The sequence below is a fragment of the Streptomyces sp. NPDC014891 genome (assembly GCF_043081085.1).
Classification (GTDB): Bacteria; Actinomycetota; Actinomycetes; order Streptomycetales; family Streptomycetaceae; genus Streptomyces.
The window spans coordinates 112,257-128,389 of sequence record NZ_JBIBWF010000003.1 but is presented as its reverse complement, the minus strand read 5'-3'; the positions used below and the strand labels follow the sequence as shown (position 1 = coordinate 128,389).

Sequence of the window (16,133 nt, the reverse complement as noted above, 5' to 3'; positions counted from 1 at the left end):
CAGGGGCTCAGTCCGCGCTCCGGTGCGGCGCCGCGTTCCTGCGCCGCGCGACCGCCCGCAACAGCAGTCCCATCAGGCACACCGCGGTGACCACCCAGACCGCGGCGAACAGCCACAGCGGCCCGGACGACGAGGACAGGGCCGCCAGGACGAACAGGGCCACGCACGCGACGCCCAGGACGCCGGTGATCAGACCGAGGCGGCGCCCCAGGACCGCGCCCCGGGCGCCCTCGGACCGCCCGTGGCCCCCGCCGGTGTGTCCGAGGGAACGCAGCCTGCGGCTGAGGGACGCGTCGCTCCGAAGGCCCTGCTCGATGCCCTCCAGGATCTTCCGTTCCTGCTGGGTGAGCTTGGGATTGGCATCGTGCATGGCGAACTCCCGTCGAGCGTCGAGCGGTCCGGTCAGGTGCCGTGGCCCCGGAGGGCGGGGTCGAGGCCCCGGACGGCGTGAACGTCCCGGGCCTCGGTGCATGCTGCTCGCAGTAGGGGAAACATGTTCCCCGACCGGTCCTCGCCCGGGAATCCCCGCGCACGCCCTTCGTGCGCGACGAGCGGGCGGTGCGCCCGGTTCCCCGGGCTCTCATTCGGCCTGTTCCCGCAAAACGCCCCCCGTAAGCACCGCGCGGCCCGGCAGCTCACTCCCGTGTCCGCGACCGGTCGCCCTCCGTCAGGAGACGGGCTCCTTCGGTGACCGCCCCAGGGCGCGGACCGCGGGCACGGCCAGCATGACGCCGATCAGGACGACCCCCGTCACCGACGAGAAGAGCAGCACCCGGTCCGCTCCGTACGCCTCCGCGGCCGGGCCCGCCAGGGCGCGGCCCACGGGGATGACCATGATGGAACCGGCCACGTCGTAGGCGGAGACGCGGCTCAGGACGGCGAGCGGGATGTGGGACTGCACGCTGGTCGCCCACATGACCCCCCAGAAGGCGAAGCCGCACCCCGCCAGGACCCCCGTGAGGGCGGTCGCCGTGAACGACCAGCCCAGGGCCGGGGCCAGCGGGTTGAGGGAGAAGAAGAACATCGCGCAGGCTCCCGCGACCAGCGGCCTGGTCGGCCGGACCCGCATGCCGAGCAGGCCGCCGACGATCGTGCCGGCGCCGTCGGCCGAGGCGATCCAGCCGTACCCGCTCGCGCCGTGCTGCTCGGTGAGCAGCGCCGCGCCCAGCGGCAGGGCCGGGCCGAAGACGAACAGGCCGTACACCGCCCACACGGCGATGACGCCCCACAGCCAGGAGCGTGAGCGGAACTCGTGCCAGCCGGTGGCGAGCCGGTTCCACAGCGGGTCGTCGCTCTCGTCCTTCGCGGTGCCGAGACCGCGCAGCGGCGCCAGGCCGAGCGCGCTGAGGGCGTACGCCGCCGCGATGACGACGAAGGAGCCCGCCACGTTCCAGTAGGCGACGAGCAGTCCCGCCACGCCGGGCCCGAGCAGGGTGCAGATCGCCTCGGAGATCCGCAGCAGCGCGTTGGCCCGCTGGATGTCCTCGGCGACCCGCGGGACCAGGCTCGCCAGACCCGGCTGGAACATCGCGGTGGCGGCGCCGCTGAGCGCGAGGAGCGCCATGATGTGCCAGAGGCGCACGTGCGAGCCGATCAGCAGCACCGCGAGCGCCAGCATGGCCACCATGCGCACCACGTCGGCGCCGACCATCATCACCTGCGGGGTGAAGCGGTCGGCGAGCACGCCCCCGAACAGGACGAGCAGCACGATCGGCGCCATCCACGCGGCCAGCGCGTAGCCGACGCCCGACGCCCCGTACCCGGCGCCGAGCACGGCCGTCGTGAGCGACACCATCAGCATGCCGTCGGCGAGCAGCGAGGTGCTGCGCGCGGTGAAGAAGAGCCGGAAGCGGCGCGATCGCCACGGGCTGGGGGGAGCGTCCTGCTCCCGCTGTGCGGTTGCCTCGTCCATCGTCATGTCACATCCCGGTCCCGGCCGGTCCCTTCCCTGAGAATCTGCTGCCGGAGCCAGGCGCTGGTCCGGTCCGCCTCCGCCGGCGGTCGCTGGACGATCACGTACCGGCGCGGGGCCAGCACCCCGGGGCGGCCGGGGAGCGCGTCCATCAGTGCGGTGTGGGCCGCGGCCGGAGTCAGCGTGCGGTCGCCCGCGGCGACGTACGCCGTGAGGCCGCCGTCCTCGCTCCGGCCGCCGTCCTCCGCGGGGCCGCCGTCCGGGCCGGGGGGCCCGGCGGTGACGTGGACCGGCAGGCCCCGCAGGGCCTCGCTCAGCGCCCGTGCCACGAGCGGCGGCGAGGTCCAGGAACCGTCGACCCGGTGCCAGTCCGGTCCGCGGTCGACCGGCCCGACGCCCGTCATCCGGGTCAGCTCGGCCAGCGGTACGTCGTCCTCGGCGGCGGCCTCCAGGAGCCGGACGAGACCGGTGAGGAAGGCCTCCGCCTGGTCCGCCGTGAAGAGCGCCGGGTCCAGCCAGGCGGCCAGGTGGAGCTCCGGCTCGATCGCGTGGACGAAGGTCAGCACGCGGGTCGGCAGCACCTGGCCGGGGCCCCAGCGGAGGTCGAGCCCGGCCGTCCCGTCCTCGTCGGCCGTTTCCGGGCCCGCCGCCGACGTGACCGCGGCGACGGTCGGCGGCAGCGTGCTGACGTCGTTGAAGACGACGTCCCGCGCGAACCGGCTGCCCCGCTCGCGGGTCGTCTCGCCGATCATCTCCCAGAGGGCCACCGCGTCGAACTGGCTGTGCCGGTACGCGTTGAGCGCGGCGCCCCAGGCCTTCTTCAGCAGTGCGTCGAAGCTCGGCACCCGGACGTCCAGGGAGAGCAGCGCGTCCTGGGACAGGGTGTTCACCGACCGGGCCAGCCGCGGGTGGTAGCGGTTGGACGTCGGGACGGCGGCCACGCAGACGGGCTGGTCCGCCCGGTGCGCCACCAGGGCGCACCAGGCGGTCAGCAGCACGGTCGCCGGCATGCCTCCGGTGCGCTCCGCCACGCGGGCCAGGGCCCGGGCCGCGCGCCGGGACCGGAGGGTGAGCCCCGGCGTCGGCACGTCCGTCCCCTCGGCTCCGGGTTCCGCGAACATGGCCTGCGGCTCGGTGCGGATGATCCGTTCCCAGTGCCGCAGCGACGCGGCGGACCGGCGCAGCCCGGCCGGGGCGGCCTCCTCGGCGGCGAGGGCGAGCGGGGTGAGGGAGGCGGGCGGGGGGAGCGTCTCACCGGCGAGCAGGCCGAGCCACTCCTCCTTGAGGACCGCGAGGGCGCCGACGTCGGTCACGGCGTGGCTGGCCGCCATGGCCGCGAAGACGGGAGCCCCCGACCGGGCGACCAGGCGGACGCGGAGGGGGAAGTCCCGCTCCAGCCGGAAGCGTTCGGCGCGGGCCCCGCGGGCCAGGGCGTCGGCGTACCCGGCGGGGTCCTCGGGAAGGTCCTCGTGGTCGAGGACGGTCACCGTGAACGTCCCCCCGGTCGCCACCGCCTGCTCGCGCGGCGCGCTCCCGGCGGCGTGCGGGAAGGTCGTGCGCAGCGCCTCGTGGCGTACGGCGAGCGTCCGGAGGGCCTCGACGGCGGCGTCCTCCGTGGTGCCCGCGGGAACGGGCCACACGTCGTGGATGTTGATGTGCTCGGGCTCGTCCCGCAGCATGCAGCGGATCATGTTGGCCTGCCCCATGGTGACGGGGCCCCGGCGCTCCTCGCCCCCGGTGGCGTACGCGACCGTGTGGACCCGGGCGCCGCCGGGGGGCCGCGCCGACCGGCTCGCGCCGGTCAGCGCCTCCCATGCCTCGATGAGCAGGGCGAACTCCTCCATGTCCCGGCGCGCCTCGTCGAGGAGCCGTTCCCGGAGCGGGGCGAGGACGTCGGCGGCGGTGGCGTAGCGGCCGCCGAGGGAGCGGTAGGAGCGGTCGAGGACGTCGAGCCGTGCGGCGTTCGCCGCGCGGTCCGCGCGGGCGCCGTCCCGGACGAGTCCCGCGACGGCGGCGGCCCTGAGCCGGCCCCCGGCGTCGAGCAGACCGTCGCCGGCCTCCTTCGCCGCGGTGTGCACGGCGTCGAAGTGGGGCGTGGAGAGCAGGAACTTGGCGAACCGGAGCTGGTAGGCGAGGAATCCCTCGTCGGAACGGCGTTCCCCGGTGTGGAAGTTGACGATGTGCCGGTTGTGGAGGACGCCCGGCAGCCGGGCGTTCTGGACCAGGTGCACGAGGAAGTAGTCGCTGCCGATGGTGTCGGTCGCGGGCGGCAGCGGCACCCGGCCGTACACCTCGCGGTGGAGCGCGATGTTGCACATGTCCACCCGCGTCGGACTCACGCTCGTGAGCGTGGTCAGGTCGCCGTTGTACGGGGTCGTCCCGGCGCCCCGGAAGGACTGGGCGATGAGGTTCCTGCGCCAGACGTCCGGATGGCCGGAGGGGATCGAGAGGCCGACGACCTCCTCGTAGACCTCCGGGTCGAGGCGGCGGATCTCCTCGACGTCCACGGACATCGCGCCGACGAAGGAGCCGCCGACCAGGGACACGGGCCGGTGGGCGGACGTGGGGTCGAGCCTGCTGCGGGAGACCAGACCGGCCGCGTCGGCGGCGCGCAGCCCGAGCGCGGCGAGCTCGTGGTGGATCGGGAAGACCGGCTCGCCGTCGAGCTGCTGGTAGCGGCTGTCGGAGTCGCGGCGGTGGACCGACGCGCACCCCAGGGCCTCGGCGAGGAGGAACGCGCGGTTGGTGCAGGCGCCGTAGGACGCCCGGTCCGGCAGCATCAGGTCGAGCACGCGGTCCGGGGCGGCGACGCCGGACCGGTCGATCACGGCGCGGAGGAAGGCCCGCTGCTCGTCCTCGTCGAGGTGGTGGACGACCACGCCGGGCGCGGCGGGCAGCGCGGCGACGACCTCGCGGTGTTCGGCGGCGCTCGCCGCGTCGGAGGAGTCCAGGACGAGGAACCGCACCTCGACGCCGAACGTGCGGGCGCCGTAGGCGGCCTCCTCGGCCACCGCCCGCAGGGTCTCGGCGCAGGGCCGGTCGGTGGGGAGGGTCAGGCAGACGCGGCGCACGCCGGCTCCTCGCCCCGGCCGGCGGCGGCGCCCCGGTCCGTGTCCGCCGCGGGGCCGTCGCCCGCGTCCGCGCCCCGGGCCGCGTCCGCGCCGGAGCCGGTGCCGGCGTCCGTGCCGGTGTCCGCGGTCCGGTCGGCCGCCGGGGTCTCCCAGGCGTCCTGCCACGAGGTGAGGCCCAGCAGCCGGCTGCCCAGCTCGTCCAGGGTGGCCGTGGGGTACCGCTCGGACTCGTGGCGCACGGGGTCGCCGACCAGGGTCCGGTTCCAGCGCGGGGTCCGCAGGTGCCGCCAGGAGTCGACGCGGGACCGCCTGAGCCGCTCGTGCTCCTCCAGGGCCGGCATCATCGACAGGTACTGCACCGCCCGGACCTGGTCCCGGGAGACGTTGCGCGCCACGCCGTGGGCCAGCAGGCCGTTCCAGATCAGCAGGTCGCCGGGGCGCAGTTCGGGGCGGACGACGGGGTACTCCGAGCGGTCCACGGAAGGGCGCAGCGGGTCGCGGTCGGCCGGCTGGGCGACCTTCCACTCCTCGAACCGCCGGAAGAGCTCCGGGTTGCACTGGAAGCCGCCGGACTCCGGCCCGGTCTCGTTGAGGGCGATGATCCCCTGCACCCGCTGCGGCGGCACCCCGAGGGTGGTGTCGATGTCCCAGTGCAGCTCGATGTCGAAGCCGCGGTCCGTGGGTTCGATGAGGGCGCGGTCGCGGTTGCCGACGTTGGGCGGGTTGAGGTTGAGCCGGTCCTGGGTGACCCACAGCTCCTCGCAGTCCCAGACGTCGACGAAGGCGTCGTAGACGCGCCGGGCCTGGCGGTTGTCCCAGAGGAGCTGGTGGTGGTACGCCTCCACGAAGCCGTAGACGTGCAGCTGCCGGTCGAGCTCCGAGCGGAACGGCCGGTCCGCGTACCAGCCGTCCGGATCCTCCGGGTCGAGCCCCTGGAAGTCCCAGGTGAAGTCGAGCAGGCGCTTCGCCGCCTCGGCGGGGATCGCCTCGCGGACGACGACGTAGCCGTACGTCTGCCAGTGCGCGAAGTCCTCCTCGGACAGCACCCGCAGCGGCCGTGACTTCTCCAGCTCCCGCAGGGTGGTCTGGGCGAGGTAGGACTCGCCGTCGGCGCTGAAGTACGGCAGGTCCGAGGCCGCCCGGTGCAGGCGCGGGCGGCGGCGGGGACGGTGGGAGGCGGGCGTCGTCATCTGGTCGCTCCAGGGCGGGAGTCGGGGCCGCGTTCCCCGGCCGGTGGACAGCACGGAGAGACCCTCGGCGCGGCACCGGGGGGCGCGTGGCCCGGACGGAGGGCGGGTGGAGGGCGTGGACGCACGGCAGCGCCCGGCGCGGGGTGCGGGACCACGCCGTTCAGAACAATTGGTTTAGACCATACTCGTTGTCAAGTGACCACTCAATATGCAGAGTTGCACGTGACAGCCTTTCGGCTTTGGTCTAGACAACATCGGAGGGGCTGTCCTAGTGTCCCCCTGCGCAGTCCGGCCGCGGTGCCGTCGGCGGCCCCGCCGCCCCTGCGCTCCGCGGTCGACGGCGACCGCGTCCACGGGCCTTCGCCCACATCGCGGTTCGCCCACGCCCAGAGGGAGCGGATTCCATGAGCACAGCCGGCGCCACCGTCCTGCCGGACGGCGGCCTGAAGAGTCCGGGTGCGGGCCTGGTCACGCTGGACCCGGTCCGGACCGCGCTCCTGCGCGGCCTCGACGAACTCCTCACCGGTCTCGCCGCACGCCTCTCCGCACCCGAGGTCCTCGGCCCGCCCCTGCTGTCCGTGCCGGGCCTCGCCCGGCTCGACTTCTTCCGCAACTTCCCCCACCTCGGCGTCTCCGCCGGCCGCTTCGCCCCCGACGCGCTCGACGGACTCGCGGCCGGCGCGACGCCGGAGGAACTGCCGCTGCGCCCCACCGGCTACCTGCTGCCCTCCGCCACCTGCTACGGACTGCTGCTCAGCCTGGAGGGCCGGGACGTCGGCGAGGAGGGCCTCCGCCTCTCCGCCACCGGCCGCTGCTTCCGCAACGAGACCCACTACGACGGACTGCGCCGCCTGTGGGGCTTCCACATGCGCGAGGTCCTCTACCTCGGGACCAAGCAGGGCTCGGTCGAGCACCTGGAGAGCGGCGCCGCGTTCGTCCTGGAGACGGCCGCGCTCCTCGGTCTCGACCTGACCAGGGCCGTCGCCGACGACCCCTTCTACGACAAGGGCGGCTCCCGCGCCCGGCTGATGGCCCTCGACCCGGTCAAGCACGAGTTCTGCGCGCCCGACGGAACCGCCATCGCCTCCGTGAACCGGCACCGCAACTTCTTCGGCGAACGCCTGGACATCCGCGCGGGCGCCGAGGGCCCGGCGTACAGCGCCTGCGTCGCCTTCGGGGTCGAACGCTGGATCCACGCGATGATCCTCGCCCACGGCACCCCCGAGCGGGCCCTCGACCGCCTCGACGCCGTCCGCGCATGAGCCGGGCACCGCACCCGCCCCGCCCGAACCCCGTACCCGTACCCGTACCCCCGCGACAGCGGTGAGCAAGGAGCGACCCCTCCCCATGGAACGCATCGCCGAGTGGCTGCACGAGAAGAACCCCGGACTCGACGGGCCGATCGCCCCCGACGAGGACCTGATCGAGGCGCGCCTCATCGACTCGATGGACTTTCTGGAGTTCATCGACCTCCTGGAGGAGCTCTCCGGGAGCACCATCGACCTCCAGGAGGTCACCATCGACGACTTCCGTACCCTCGGCCGCGTCCGCGAGCGCTTCCTGAGCGCCGCCACCGGCTGAGCCCACGGTGACCGACGGCCCGGACCGGGGCGGGGCCACGGCGCTGGCGCTCGTGGCGACGACCGCGGAGGTGCTGGCCCACCCGGAGCTGGACGAGGGCCTGCTGGCCCCCTGGGAGCGGCGCCGACTCGCCCCGATCAGGCTGCCCGGCCGCCGCGCCGACGTCCTCGCGGCACGCCTCCTCGTGCGGCTGTGCGTCGCCCGCGCCACCGGACTGCCGCTGGACACCCCGGCCCTCGCCCAGCGGTGCCCCGGGTGCGGCGAGGAGGGCCACGGCCGCCCGTACCTGCGCGGGCGCCCCGGCACCGGCGTCAGCCTCAGTCATGCCGACGGCCTGGTCGCGGCGGCCGCCGGACCGGGTGCGATCGGCATCGACGTGGAGCCCGCGACCCGCCGTCCCGGCCCCCGCCAGGTCCTGCGCCGTCTCCTCCCCGAGGCTGACCGCGCGGAGGGGACGGCACCCATGGAGGGCCCGGAGCTGCTCCGCCTGTGGGTCCGCGCCGAAGCCCGGCTGAAGGCGGGAGGGGCCCCGGGCGCCGAACGGTTCGCTCAGGCCGGCTGGTTCGGCCAGGGCGAACGGTTCGGCCAAGGCGACCAGGGCGACCGGGACGGTCACGGCGGCCAGAGCGGCCAGAGCGGCCAGAGCGGCCAGAACGGTCAAGGCGACCAGGACGGCCGAGGCGGCAGGGGAGGCCAACCCGGCCGGGGTGGCCAGGACGGCCGGGGAGGTCTCCGTCTCCTGGACTGGACGGACCGGCCCCGCGCGGCCGTCGTCGCGGTGGCCGCGACCACCCGGGTCGTGCGCACCTCCGTCTGAGGCCCCGCGAGCCCGCCGCTCCGCCGTCCGCACCGCCGATCGGCGGAGTTCGCGGCACCGGGCCTGCGTCCTCACGGGCTGGGGAAGCGGCGGATGGTAGGTCGGGGGGATGCAGCCAGGCACCTCACCGACGGTCACCGTCACCCCCTTCCTCCGGACGGCAGCCGCCTACGCGTGGCGGCTGCTCGTCGTCGGCGTGCTCGTCTACAGCCTGTTCGCGGTGCTCGGACGCTTCCACGAGATCGGCGTGGCCCTCTTCCTGGGCCTCGTGATCACCGCACTGCTCAGGCCCGTCGCCGACGTCGTCGCCCGGGGGCTGCCGCGGCCGCTCGCCGTCGCCCTCACCCTCCTCGGCAGCATCGCGCTGGTCCTGGGCGTGCTCGCGCTGGTCGGCGAGGCCGTGGCCGGGGAACGGACCGCCCTCGTGCGCGAGTTCCGGACCGGCGTCGGCCGGATCGAGGACTGGCTGGAGCAGCCGCCGTTCCGGCTGAACCCGGGTGCTCTCAGCGACCTCCAGGCCAAGATCGGGGAGTTCCTCTCCAGCCACCGCTCGACCCTGGTCAGCACGGCGGTCAGCGGCGCCCACCAGGTGGTGGCCGTGCTGACCACGCTGGCCCTCGCGGTCTTCTCCGCGGTGTTCTTCGTCCACTCCGGCGACCGCCAGTGGGCCTGGTTCCAGAAGCAGCTGCCCGGGCCGGTCCGTGACCGGGTGGTGGTCGGCGGGCGCGCGGCCTGGCGCACCTTCACCGGCTACACCCACGGGATCGTCCTCGTGGCGGCCGTGAACGCGGTGCTCGTCGGGCTCGCCCTGTGGCTGCTCGGCGTCCCCCTCGCGGTGCCGCTCGCCCTCCTGGAGTTCGTCGCCGCGTTCGTGCCGCTGATCGGCTCGCCGATCGCCCTGGCGGTCGCCGCGGTCGTGGCGCTGGCCTCGAAGGGCCCGCTGGTGGCCGCCATCGTGATCGGTCTGATCGTGGTGATCGGCCAGATCGAGGGCCACCTGCTCCACCCGCTGGTGATGAGCTGGGCCGTGCGCCTCCACCCGCTGGTGGTCGCGATCTCCGTCGTCGCGGGCTCGATCGCCGCCGGCATCGTGGGCGCCGTGGTGGCCGTCCCGCTGGTCTCGGTCGTCTGGTCGGTGCACACGGCGCTGCGGGACGCCCGAGCGGCGGCGAAGGAGACCGGCGCCGCGCCCCCGCCGTCCGACCCGGAGCAGGACGACCCGGATGCGCACGGTCCTGGCCAGGGCGGCCCCGATCCGCACGGCTCCGGCCAGGACGGCTCCGATCCGCACGGTCCCGGCCCCCAGGCCCCGCCGTCCGGGCCGCGGGATCCGGCGACGTGACGTCACGGCGTTCCAGCGCGTGAACCCCCGTGTTCGCAGGGGGACTTGCGCGGGGCGTCCGGCCTCTCTACTCTCACGGGCCAATGGTTAGGAAATATTCCTAACCATTGGCCATGGAGGGAAAGGGAGTTGTCATGCGTCGACGAAGCGTCTCGCTTCTCGGGCTCGCAGGTCTGCTGGCGGTGCCCCTGACGGTGCTGCCGCAGGCACAGGCCGCCGACGGTCTGGTGTCCACCGGCAAGACGGTGACGGCCTCGTCCGTCGAGACCTCGGCCTTCGGGCCCGGACTCGCGGTGGACGGCAGCACGGCCACCCGCTGGGCGAGCCTCGAAGGGGTGGACCCGCAGTGGATCCGCGTCGACCTCGGGGCCGTCCACACGATCTCCCGGGTCAAGCTGAACTGGGAGGACGCGTACGGGAAGACGTACCGGATCCAGACCTCGGCCGACGGCTCGACCTGGTCCGACGTCTACTCCACGACGACCGGCGACGGCGCGACCGACGACCTGGCGGTGTCCGGCAGCGGCCGCTACGTCCGCATGTACGGCACCGGCCGCGGCACCGCGTACGGCTACTCCCTCTGGGAGTTCGAGGTGTACGGCGCGCCCACCGGCGCGGGCGGCGGGGGAGGCGCGGCCGTGCCCTTCGGCAGCCACCTCAAGCCCTACGCGGCCGGCACCCTGAGGCCCTCAGGCTCCCAGGCCGCCCTCGACCAGAAGGTCGTCGACTACTACAAGCGCTGGAAGTCCGCCTTCGTCCGCCAGAACTGCGGCAACGGCTGGTACCAGATCATCTCGCCCGACGCCGACCACCCGTACGTCGCCGAGGCGCAGGGCTACGGCATGGTGGTCGCCGCGACCATGGCCGGCGCCGACCCCGACGCCAAGAAGATCTTCGACGGGCTCGTCAAGTGGAAGATCGACCACCCGTCCTCCGTCAACCCGAACCTGCTCGCCGCCGAGCAGGACACCGCCTGCCGCAGCGTCAACGGCGGCGACGGCGCCACCGACGGCGACATGGACGTGGCCTACGGGCTGCTCCTCGCCGACAAGCAGTGGGGCAGCACCGGCACCTACAACTACAAGGACCTCGCGCTCAAGCACATCGCCGCGATCAAGAAGGACGAACTCAACCCGACGACCAAGCTCCTGAAACTCGGCGACTGGAGCAGCTCCGGCGACCAGTACTACTACATATCGCGGACCTCGGACTGGATGGTCGACCACTTCCGCGCCTTCCGCACGGCCACCGGCGACACCACCTGGGACGCCGTGCGCACCGCGCACCAGAACCAGATCTCCCGCCTCCAGTCGACGTACGCCTCCGGCACCGGACTCCTCCCCGACTTCGTCGTCGACACGAACACCACCCCCCGGCCCGCACCCGGCCAGGTCCTGGAGGACCCCAACGACGGCGCCTACTGGTGGAACGCCTGCCGCACCCCGTGGCGGATCGCCGACGACGCGGTGACCAGCGGGGACGCCACCTCGCTCGCGGCCGCCCGGAAGCTCAACGGCTGGATCAAGACGAAGACCGGCGGCGACCCGAACAAGATCGCCATCGGCTACAGGCTCAACGGCACCCAGATCTCCGCGGGCAGCGAGGCCGCCTTCTTCGCCCCGTTCGCGGTGGCGGCGATGACCGATCCCGGCAGCCAGGCCTGGCTGGACGCCCTGTGGAACAAGATGCTGGCCACCCCGATCGACACCGGCAGCTACTTCTCCGCGAGCATCCAGCTCCAGGTGATGATCACGGCCTCAGGCAACCACTGGGTCCCGTAGCGGCACGGCCAGCGCCCTGAGGCAGTCCGTCAGGGCCGCCGTGGTCGCGGCGAGCGGGAAGCGCGCGGCGAGCTGCCCGTCGGGGCGCACGACGAAGCCGGTGGCGCCGTCGGGGAGGTAGATCCGCTCGAACTCCCCGGCGGCGTCCCGGTACGCCGGAGCACCCACGGCGGGGACGGAGTCCGCCTCCCCCTCCCGGGGGAGCAGGGCGACGACGTCCAGCGGCAGCCGCTCGCCGGCCGCCGCCCGCGCCGCGGCCACCGCCCGCGACAGCCCGGTCGCCTCGGCCCCGTACAGCAGGGCCACGTGCCCCGGGCGGTCGCGCAGGACGTCCAGGAGGCGCACCGGGTGGACCGCGATCGGCGTGCTCAGCCCGCCGCAGTCCGGTGCCCGGTCCCCGGGCTGCGGCGCCTCGGCCGGCCCGTACGGGGCACCGGCCAGCGGGCCGTCCCGGTAGCCGACGAGCAGCTGGGCCTCCCGGAGCAACAGGGTCGTCATGTCGTCCCGGTCGGAGCCGATCCCGCTGGTGGCGTGCCGCACCGTACGGCCGACGACCTCCTCGCCCACCGGACGGCGCTCCGCGTCGTAGCTCGCGAGCAGCCCGGGGCCGGCCTCGCCCCGCACCACGAGCGCGAGCTTCCACGCCAGGTTGGCGGCGTCCTGGATGCCGGTGTTCATCCCCTGGGCGCCGGTGGGCGGATGGATGTGCGCGGCGTCGCCCGCGACGAACACCCGTCCCGAGCCGTAGCGGCCGACGATGCGGTGGCTGATGCGGAAGACCGACGACCAGCGCAGGTCGGAGAGCCGGGCCGGGCCCGGACCCAGTCGGTCCACCACCGCCTGCAGTGCGGACAGCCCGGGGCCCGTCCCGCCCTGGAGGCCGTGCGCGGGACCGTCCGCGGAACCGGGGCCCCCGGCCGGTCCCGCGAGCTCGGGAGGCACCTTCATCGACATCCGGTAGCGGCCGGCGCCGGGCAGCGGGATGCAGACGAGGACGTCGTCGAGGGTCCCGTCGTCGGTCCGGTGCTCGGAGCGGAGCGCGTACCCGGGCGGAAGGCCCCAGTCGGCGTCGGCCACGACGTCGCCGAGCATGTACGCCTCCGGGAACGCACCGCCCTCGTAAGACAGCCCGAGGGTCTTGCGCACGACGCTGTGGGCCCCGTCGCAGCCGATCAGATAGGGGACCCGCAGCTCCTCGGTGAACCCCGAAGCGCCGCGCAGCAGGGCGGTGACGCCGTCGGAGTCCTGGACGAACGACACGAGCTCCGTGCCGCGTTCGATGCTCGTGCCCAGGCCGGCGAGGTACTCCTCCAGGAGCCGCTCCGTCTCGTACTGGGGGAGGGCGGCGAAGCCGTACGGGACCTCGGGCGGCAGCGCGAGCGCGATCCGCGCCGACTCCGCGCCGTTGACGTGCACCAGCTGGCCGCGCATCGGGACGGCGGCCTCCAGGACCGCGCGGACGAGGCCCATCCGGTCCCACAGCTCCAGGGTGCGGGGCTGGATCCCGACCGCCTTGGCGTACGGCAGCCGGGCCGGCAGCCGGTCGACGAGGCGGCAGCGCACGCCGTGCCGGCGGAGCTCGGCCGCGGCGCTGAGGCCGACGGGACCCGCGCCCGCGATGAGTACGTCGGTGGTGGTGCCGGTGTGCGCCACGGATGCCTCCAGTGCCGGCCGGTCTCTCGCCAGGTCCGTCCTCCATGGTCACCCGCGACTCCCCGTTCGGCGAGCGGTGCGGGCCGCCGCCCCGCGGGCCGGCCCCGCTCCCGCACCCCCGTGCGCCCGCGGGCCTGCCTCCGCGGCCCGGGACCGGCGGTCCCGCCGTGCGCACCGGCCGTGGCGGAACCGGCGGCGGAACCGTCGAGCGGCCCCCGGGCGTCCCTCCCGGGCATGAGCGAAAATCCCGCCCCGGCCCCGGACGGCGCCCGAGGGCACGGCGGGGACGGCGACGACGGGGAAGGCCCCGACGGCGGCCCGGCGCAGGGCGCCCTCGGCTGCCTGCTCGCCCTCGCCGGGGGCACCGCCGCCGGGGCCTTCGCCCTGCCCCGGGCGGCGTACAGCATCGACGGAGGGTTCGAGGCCGAGGCGCGGGACTGGGGCGTCGTCCTCGTGGAGCTGCCGCTGGTCCTGCTCGTCGGCCTCCTGGTCCCGCCCCTCGTCTGGGCGGCGGCGACGCGGTGGCTCCGCCCGTGGGCGGCGCTCCTGGTCTGCGTCGCCGTCCTCGCACTCGGCCTCTGGGGCGTCGCGGCCGTCTGGCACCCGCGGCAGGCCCCCGATCCGGGCGACGGGCCCGGCATCTGACGGCGGCGGGTACGGCGCCGGGCGGCGGGTCGCCGGGCGGGCGGAGAGGACGAGGGCCGCCCCCGTCGAGTCCCGCACGGCGGAGTGCGGCCGCGGCGGACCCGCACCATCGCCTGGCCCAGGTGCCTGCGCGCCTGCCGGCCGCCGCTCCGGCCGGCCGGGCTCAGGGCTCCACGATGCCCCTGATCACGCCGAGGTCCAGCAGGTCCCGGGGGCGCAGCCGGAGCCGGTCCGCGACCGCGGCGGACTCCTCCGGCGGACGCTTGAGGATCGACGCGGCCGCCTCCGGGGCGATCACCGAGAAGTAGCTGTCGGGAGTGGCCCAGAGGCGGCCGGGCGCGGCCAGGGCCAGAGCCCCGCCCGAACCGCCCTCGCCGATGAGGAGCGAGGTCACCGGGGCCCGCGCGGTGGCGACGGCCGCGAACAGGTCCGCGATCGCGGGGCCCGCGCCGGCGCGCTCCGCGGCCGGGTCGTTGGCCGCCCCCGGCGTGTCGATCACGGTGAGGACCGGGATGCCCAGCCGGTCGGCGAGCCGCACGAGCCGGGCGGCCGTCCGGAAACCGGCCGGGAGGGTCGCGGTCCCGCACTGCGCCGCGTACGCGACCGTGCCGCCGCCGGGTACCCGCCCGAAGCCGCACCGCATCCCCGGGTCGACACCGCCGGCGCGGTCGCCGGAGATCTCCGCGCGGTCGGACAGGTACGCGTCGAGGTAGGCGTCCGCCCGCGGACGCCCGGGATGCCGGGCCCGGGCCACCGCCTCCCGGCCGCTCGCCGAGGGCGGGGCGTCCGGGTCGCCGAGCGCGCGTGGCGGCGCCGGCGGGCCCTCGGCGGGCCGGGTCAGCAGGGCGAGCCAGCGCCCGAGGGTGTCGCGGAGCGCCTCGGGGGCCACGACCGCGTCGACGTGGCCGTGCGCGAGCTGCGCCTCCGCGGTGTACGCGGCGGGGTCCGCGTCCGGCGGGCGGACCCGGGACCCGGCGAAGCCGACCTGGGCGCCGGGCAGCGCGAGCACCACGTCCGAACCGGCGCCGAGGGTGGCCCAGCCGCCCCCGGTCGTCGGATCCCGCAGGACGGCGATCTGGGGCAGCCCGGCGGCCCGGGTGTGGGCCGACTCGCCGGCCAGCAGCTGGAGTTGGAGCAGGGCCCGCATGCCCTCGTGCATCCGGCTGCCGCCGGTGGCCGGCAGGACCACCACGGGCAGCCGCCGTGCGCGGGCGTGCGCGTGGGCGGCCGCGGCCCGGGCCCCGGTCCGCTCGCCGAGGGAGCCGCCGAGGAATCCGAACTCGAAGGAGATCAGGACGGCCCGGACCCCGCCGACCACACCCGTGCCGCAGACCACGGACTCGGTCTCGCCGGTCCGCGCGGCGGCGCGCGCGTGGGCCGCGGAGTAGCCGGGCCAGCCCAGCGGACCGTCGTCCGCCAGGGGCTCCTCGGTGAAGGCGAACTCGGTGAAGTCGTCGTCGGCGACGAGGGCGATCGCCCCGCGTGCCGTCGTCGGGTCGCTCATCGGGACCTCGCAGCTCGTCGACGGAGGGGAGGACCCGGCAGCCCCGCACGGCGCGCCGGGACCGGACCCGCCGGTACACCGCCACCCTAGGGGGCGGCGTCCATCCGGTCTGCCCCGCCCTGCGCGCGACGACGGCCGTGCGACGCGGCCGTGCGCAGTAGTCGGACGTACGGGCTCCAGCGGGCGGGCCGGGCGGTCGGCTCGGCGCGGTCCAGGCCGTCCTCCACCAAGGCGTCGTGGAGCGGGCGGTAGAGGAGGGGCCAGGACAGGCGGGCCGCTCCCGTGGTCCGCATCGACAGGGTGTGCCGCAGACGGGTGCGGTGCGCGTCGACCGGGACCACGGCGAACTCGTGGAAGCCGTGGAATCCCGGTGGCCCGGTGAAATCGAACCGCACCCGCACACCGGGCTCGTAGGCGCTGACGGTGTACCGGATCGGACCGTGCCCACCGGCCGATCCGGGCGACAGCCCGCGGTCGAGCCGCATCGCGGGCCACTGGTCCGAGGGCCAGAGCCGGTCCCCGGGCCCGGCGGAGAGGGTGTCGAGCAGCTCCCCCACCGCGTCGGCGCCCGCGGCGACCAGACGTTCGTGCACATTCAGGACGGCCATGTGTCTCCCCAGGACAGAGGTCGGAAGTG

The 16,133-nt window shown here is 75.1% G+C and carries 12 protein-coding genes and 1 pseudogene; 6 read left to right on the top strand and 7 right to left on the bottom strand.

The window, feature by feature from the left end; all coding sequences use genetic code 11:
- Positions 1 to 7: 7 nt before the first annotated feature.
- The 4 genes from ACF09E_RS08955 to ACF09E_RS08940 form a co-directional block, all read right to left on the bottom strand.
- Entirely contained in the window at positions 8 to 370 is a 363-nt protein-coding gene (locus ACF09E_RS08955) for a hypothetical protein (protein WP_392204530.1), read from the bottom strand.
- A gap of 297 nt (positions 371 to 667) precedes the next feature.
- Positions 668 to 1,918 (bottom strand): MFS transporter, encoded by a 1,251-nt coding sequence (locus ACF09E_RS08950; protein ID WP_392204529.1) that lies wholly within the window; start codon positions 1,916 to 1,918, stop codon positions 668 to 670.
- Positions 1,915 to 4,923 carry a DUF6271 family protein gene (locus tag ACF09E_RS08945; RefSeq protein ID WP_392204999.1) on the bottom strand — a complete coding sequence of 1,003 codons (3,009 nt, stop codon included), beginning with the start codon at positions 4,921 to 4,923 and terminating at the stop codon, positions 1,915 to 1,917. The genes ACF09E_RS08950 and ACF09E_RS08945 overlap by 4 nt, the downstream gene beginning before the upstream one ends.
- Positions 4,924 to 4,964: 41 nt before the next feature.
- Positions 4,965 to 6,173, bottom strand: a complete 1,209-nt coding sequence (locus tag ACF09E_RS08940; RefSeq protein ID WP_392204528.1) for a phytanoyl-CoA dioxygenase family protein — start codon at positions 6,171 to 6,173, stop codon at positions 4,965 to 4,967.
- 404 nt (positions 6,174 to 6,577) lie between these two features.
- Between ACF09E_RS08940 and ACF09E_RS08935 the strand changes: the two genes are divergently transcribed.
- The 5 genes and pseudogenes from ACF09E_RS08935 (at position 6,578) to ACF09E_RS08915 (ending at position 11,694) form a co-directional block, all read left to right on the top strand.
- Positions 6,578 to 7,435 carry a hypothetical protein gene (locus ACF09E_RS08935; RefSeq protein WP_392204527.1) on the top strand — a complete coding sequence of 286 codons (858 nt, stop codon included), beginning with the start codon at positions 6,578 to 6,580 and terminating at the stop codon, positions 7,433 to 7,435.
- 85 nt (positions 7,436 to 7,520) lie between these two features.
- Entirely contained in the window at positions 7,521 to 7,754 is a 234-nt protein-coding gene (locus tag ACF09E_RS08930; protein WP_361854490.1) for an acyl carrier protein, read from the top strand.
- Between the two features lie 7 nt (positions 7,755 to 7,761).
- A pseudogene (locus tag ACF09E_RS08925) lies at positions 7,762 to 8,289 on the top strand (4-phosphopantetheinyl transferase); the annotation flags it as partial.
- 391 nt (positions 8,290 to 8,680) lie between these two features.
- Complete coding sequence (locus tag ACF09E_RS08920; RefSeq protein ID WP_392204526.1) at positions 8,681 to 9,913, top strand: AI-2E family transporter; 1,233 nt, start codon at positions 8,681 to 8,683, stop codon at positions 9,911 to 9,913.
- A 134-nt stretch (positions 9,914 to 10,047) separates the two neighbouring features.
- The gene (locus tag ACF09E_RS08915) at positions 10,048 to 11,694 is read left to right on the top strand and encodes a glycosyl hydrolase family 8 (RefSeq protein ID WP_392204525.1); all 1,647 of its coding nucleotides are present in this window, start codon (positions 10,048 to 10,050) and stop codon (positions 11,692 to 11,694) included.
- Here the strand turns inward: ACF09E_RS08915 and ACF09E_RS08910 are convergent.
- A complete protein-coding gene (locus ACF09E_RS08910; protein WP_392204524.1) occupies positions 11,671 to 13,347 on the bottom strand; it encodes an FAD-dependent monooxygenase in 1,677 nt (558 codons plus the stop codon). The genes ACF09E_RS08915 and ACF09E_RS08910 overlap by 24 nt on opposite strands.
- A 234-nt stretch (positions 13,348 to 13,581) precedes the next feature.
- Between ACF09E_RS08910 and ACF09E_RS08905 the strand changes: the two genes are divergently transcribed.
- Positions 13,582 to 13,992 carry a hypothetical protein gene (locus tag ACF09E_RS08905; protein WP_392204523.1) on the top strand — a complete coding sequence of 137 codons (411 nt, stop codon included), beginning with the start codon at positions 13,582 to 13,584 and terminating at the stop codon, positions 13,990 to 13,992.
- 163 nt (positions 13,993 to 14,155) lie between these two features.
- Here ACF09E_RS08905 and ACF09E_RS08900 read toward each other — a convergent pair whose 3' ends face one another.
- Complete coding sequence (locus ACF09E_RS08900) at positions 14,156 to 15,496, bottom strand: carboxyl transferase domain-containing protein (protein WP_392204522.1); 1,341 nt, start codon at positions 15,494 to 15,496, stop codon at positions 14,156 to 14,158.
- Positions 15,497 to 15,582: 86 nt separating this feature from the next.
- A complete protein-coding gene (locus ACF09E_RS08895; RefSeq protein ID WP_392204521.1) occupies positions 15,583 to 16,104 on the bottom strand; it encodes an SRPBCC family protein in 522 nt (173 codons plus the stop codon).
- Positions 16,105 to 16,133: the final 29 nt, after the last annotated feature.

Excerpts from the sequence above, each read along its gene's own strand:
- ACF09E_RS08940 (WP_392204528.1), bottom strand. The coding sequence starts at position 6,173 with ATGACGACGCCCGCCTCCCACCGTCCCCGCCGCCGCCCGCGCCTGCAC.
- ACF09E_RS08920 (WP_392204526.1), top strand. The coding sequence starts at position 8,681 with ATGCAGCCAGGCACCTCACCGACGGTCACCGTCACCCCCTTCCTCCGG.
- ACF09E_RS08935 (WP_392204527.1), top strand. The coding sequence starts at position 6,578 with ATGAGCACAGCCGGCGCCACCGTCCTGCCGGACGGCGGCCTGAAGAGT.
- ACF09E_RS08915 (WP_392204525.1), top strand. The coding sequence starts at position 10,048 with ATGCGTCGACGAAGCGTCTCGCTTCTCGGGCTCGCAGGTCTGCTGGCG.
- ACF09E_RS08955 (WP_392204530.1), bottom strand. The coding sequence starts at position 370 with ATGCACGATGCCAATCCCAAGCTCACCCAGCAGGAACGGAAGATCCTG.
- ACF09E_RS08900 (WP_392204522.1), bottom strand. The coding sequence starts at position 15,496 with ATGAGCGACCCGACGACGGCACGCGGGGCGATCGCCCTCGTCGCCGAC.
- ACF09E_RS08895 (WP_392204521.1), bottom strand. The coding sequence starts at position 16,104 with ATGGCCGTCCTGAATGTGCACGAACGTCTGGTCGCCGCGGGCGCCGAC.
- ACF09E_RS08930 (WP_361854490.1), top strand. The coding sequence starts at position 7,521 with ATGGAACGCATCGCCGAGTGGCTGCACGAGAAGAACCCCGGACTCGAC.
- ACF09E_RS08905 (WP_392204523.1), top strand. The coding sequence starts at position 13,582 with ATGAGCGAAAATCCCGCCCCGGCCCCGGACGGCGCCCGAGGGCACGGC.
- ACF09E_RS08950 (WP_392204529.1), bottom strand. The coding sequence starts at position 1,918 with ATGACGATGGACGAGGCAACCGCACAGCGGGAGCAGGACGCTCCCCCC.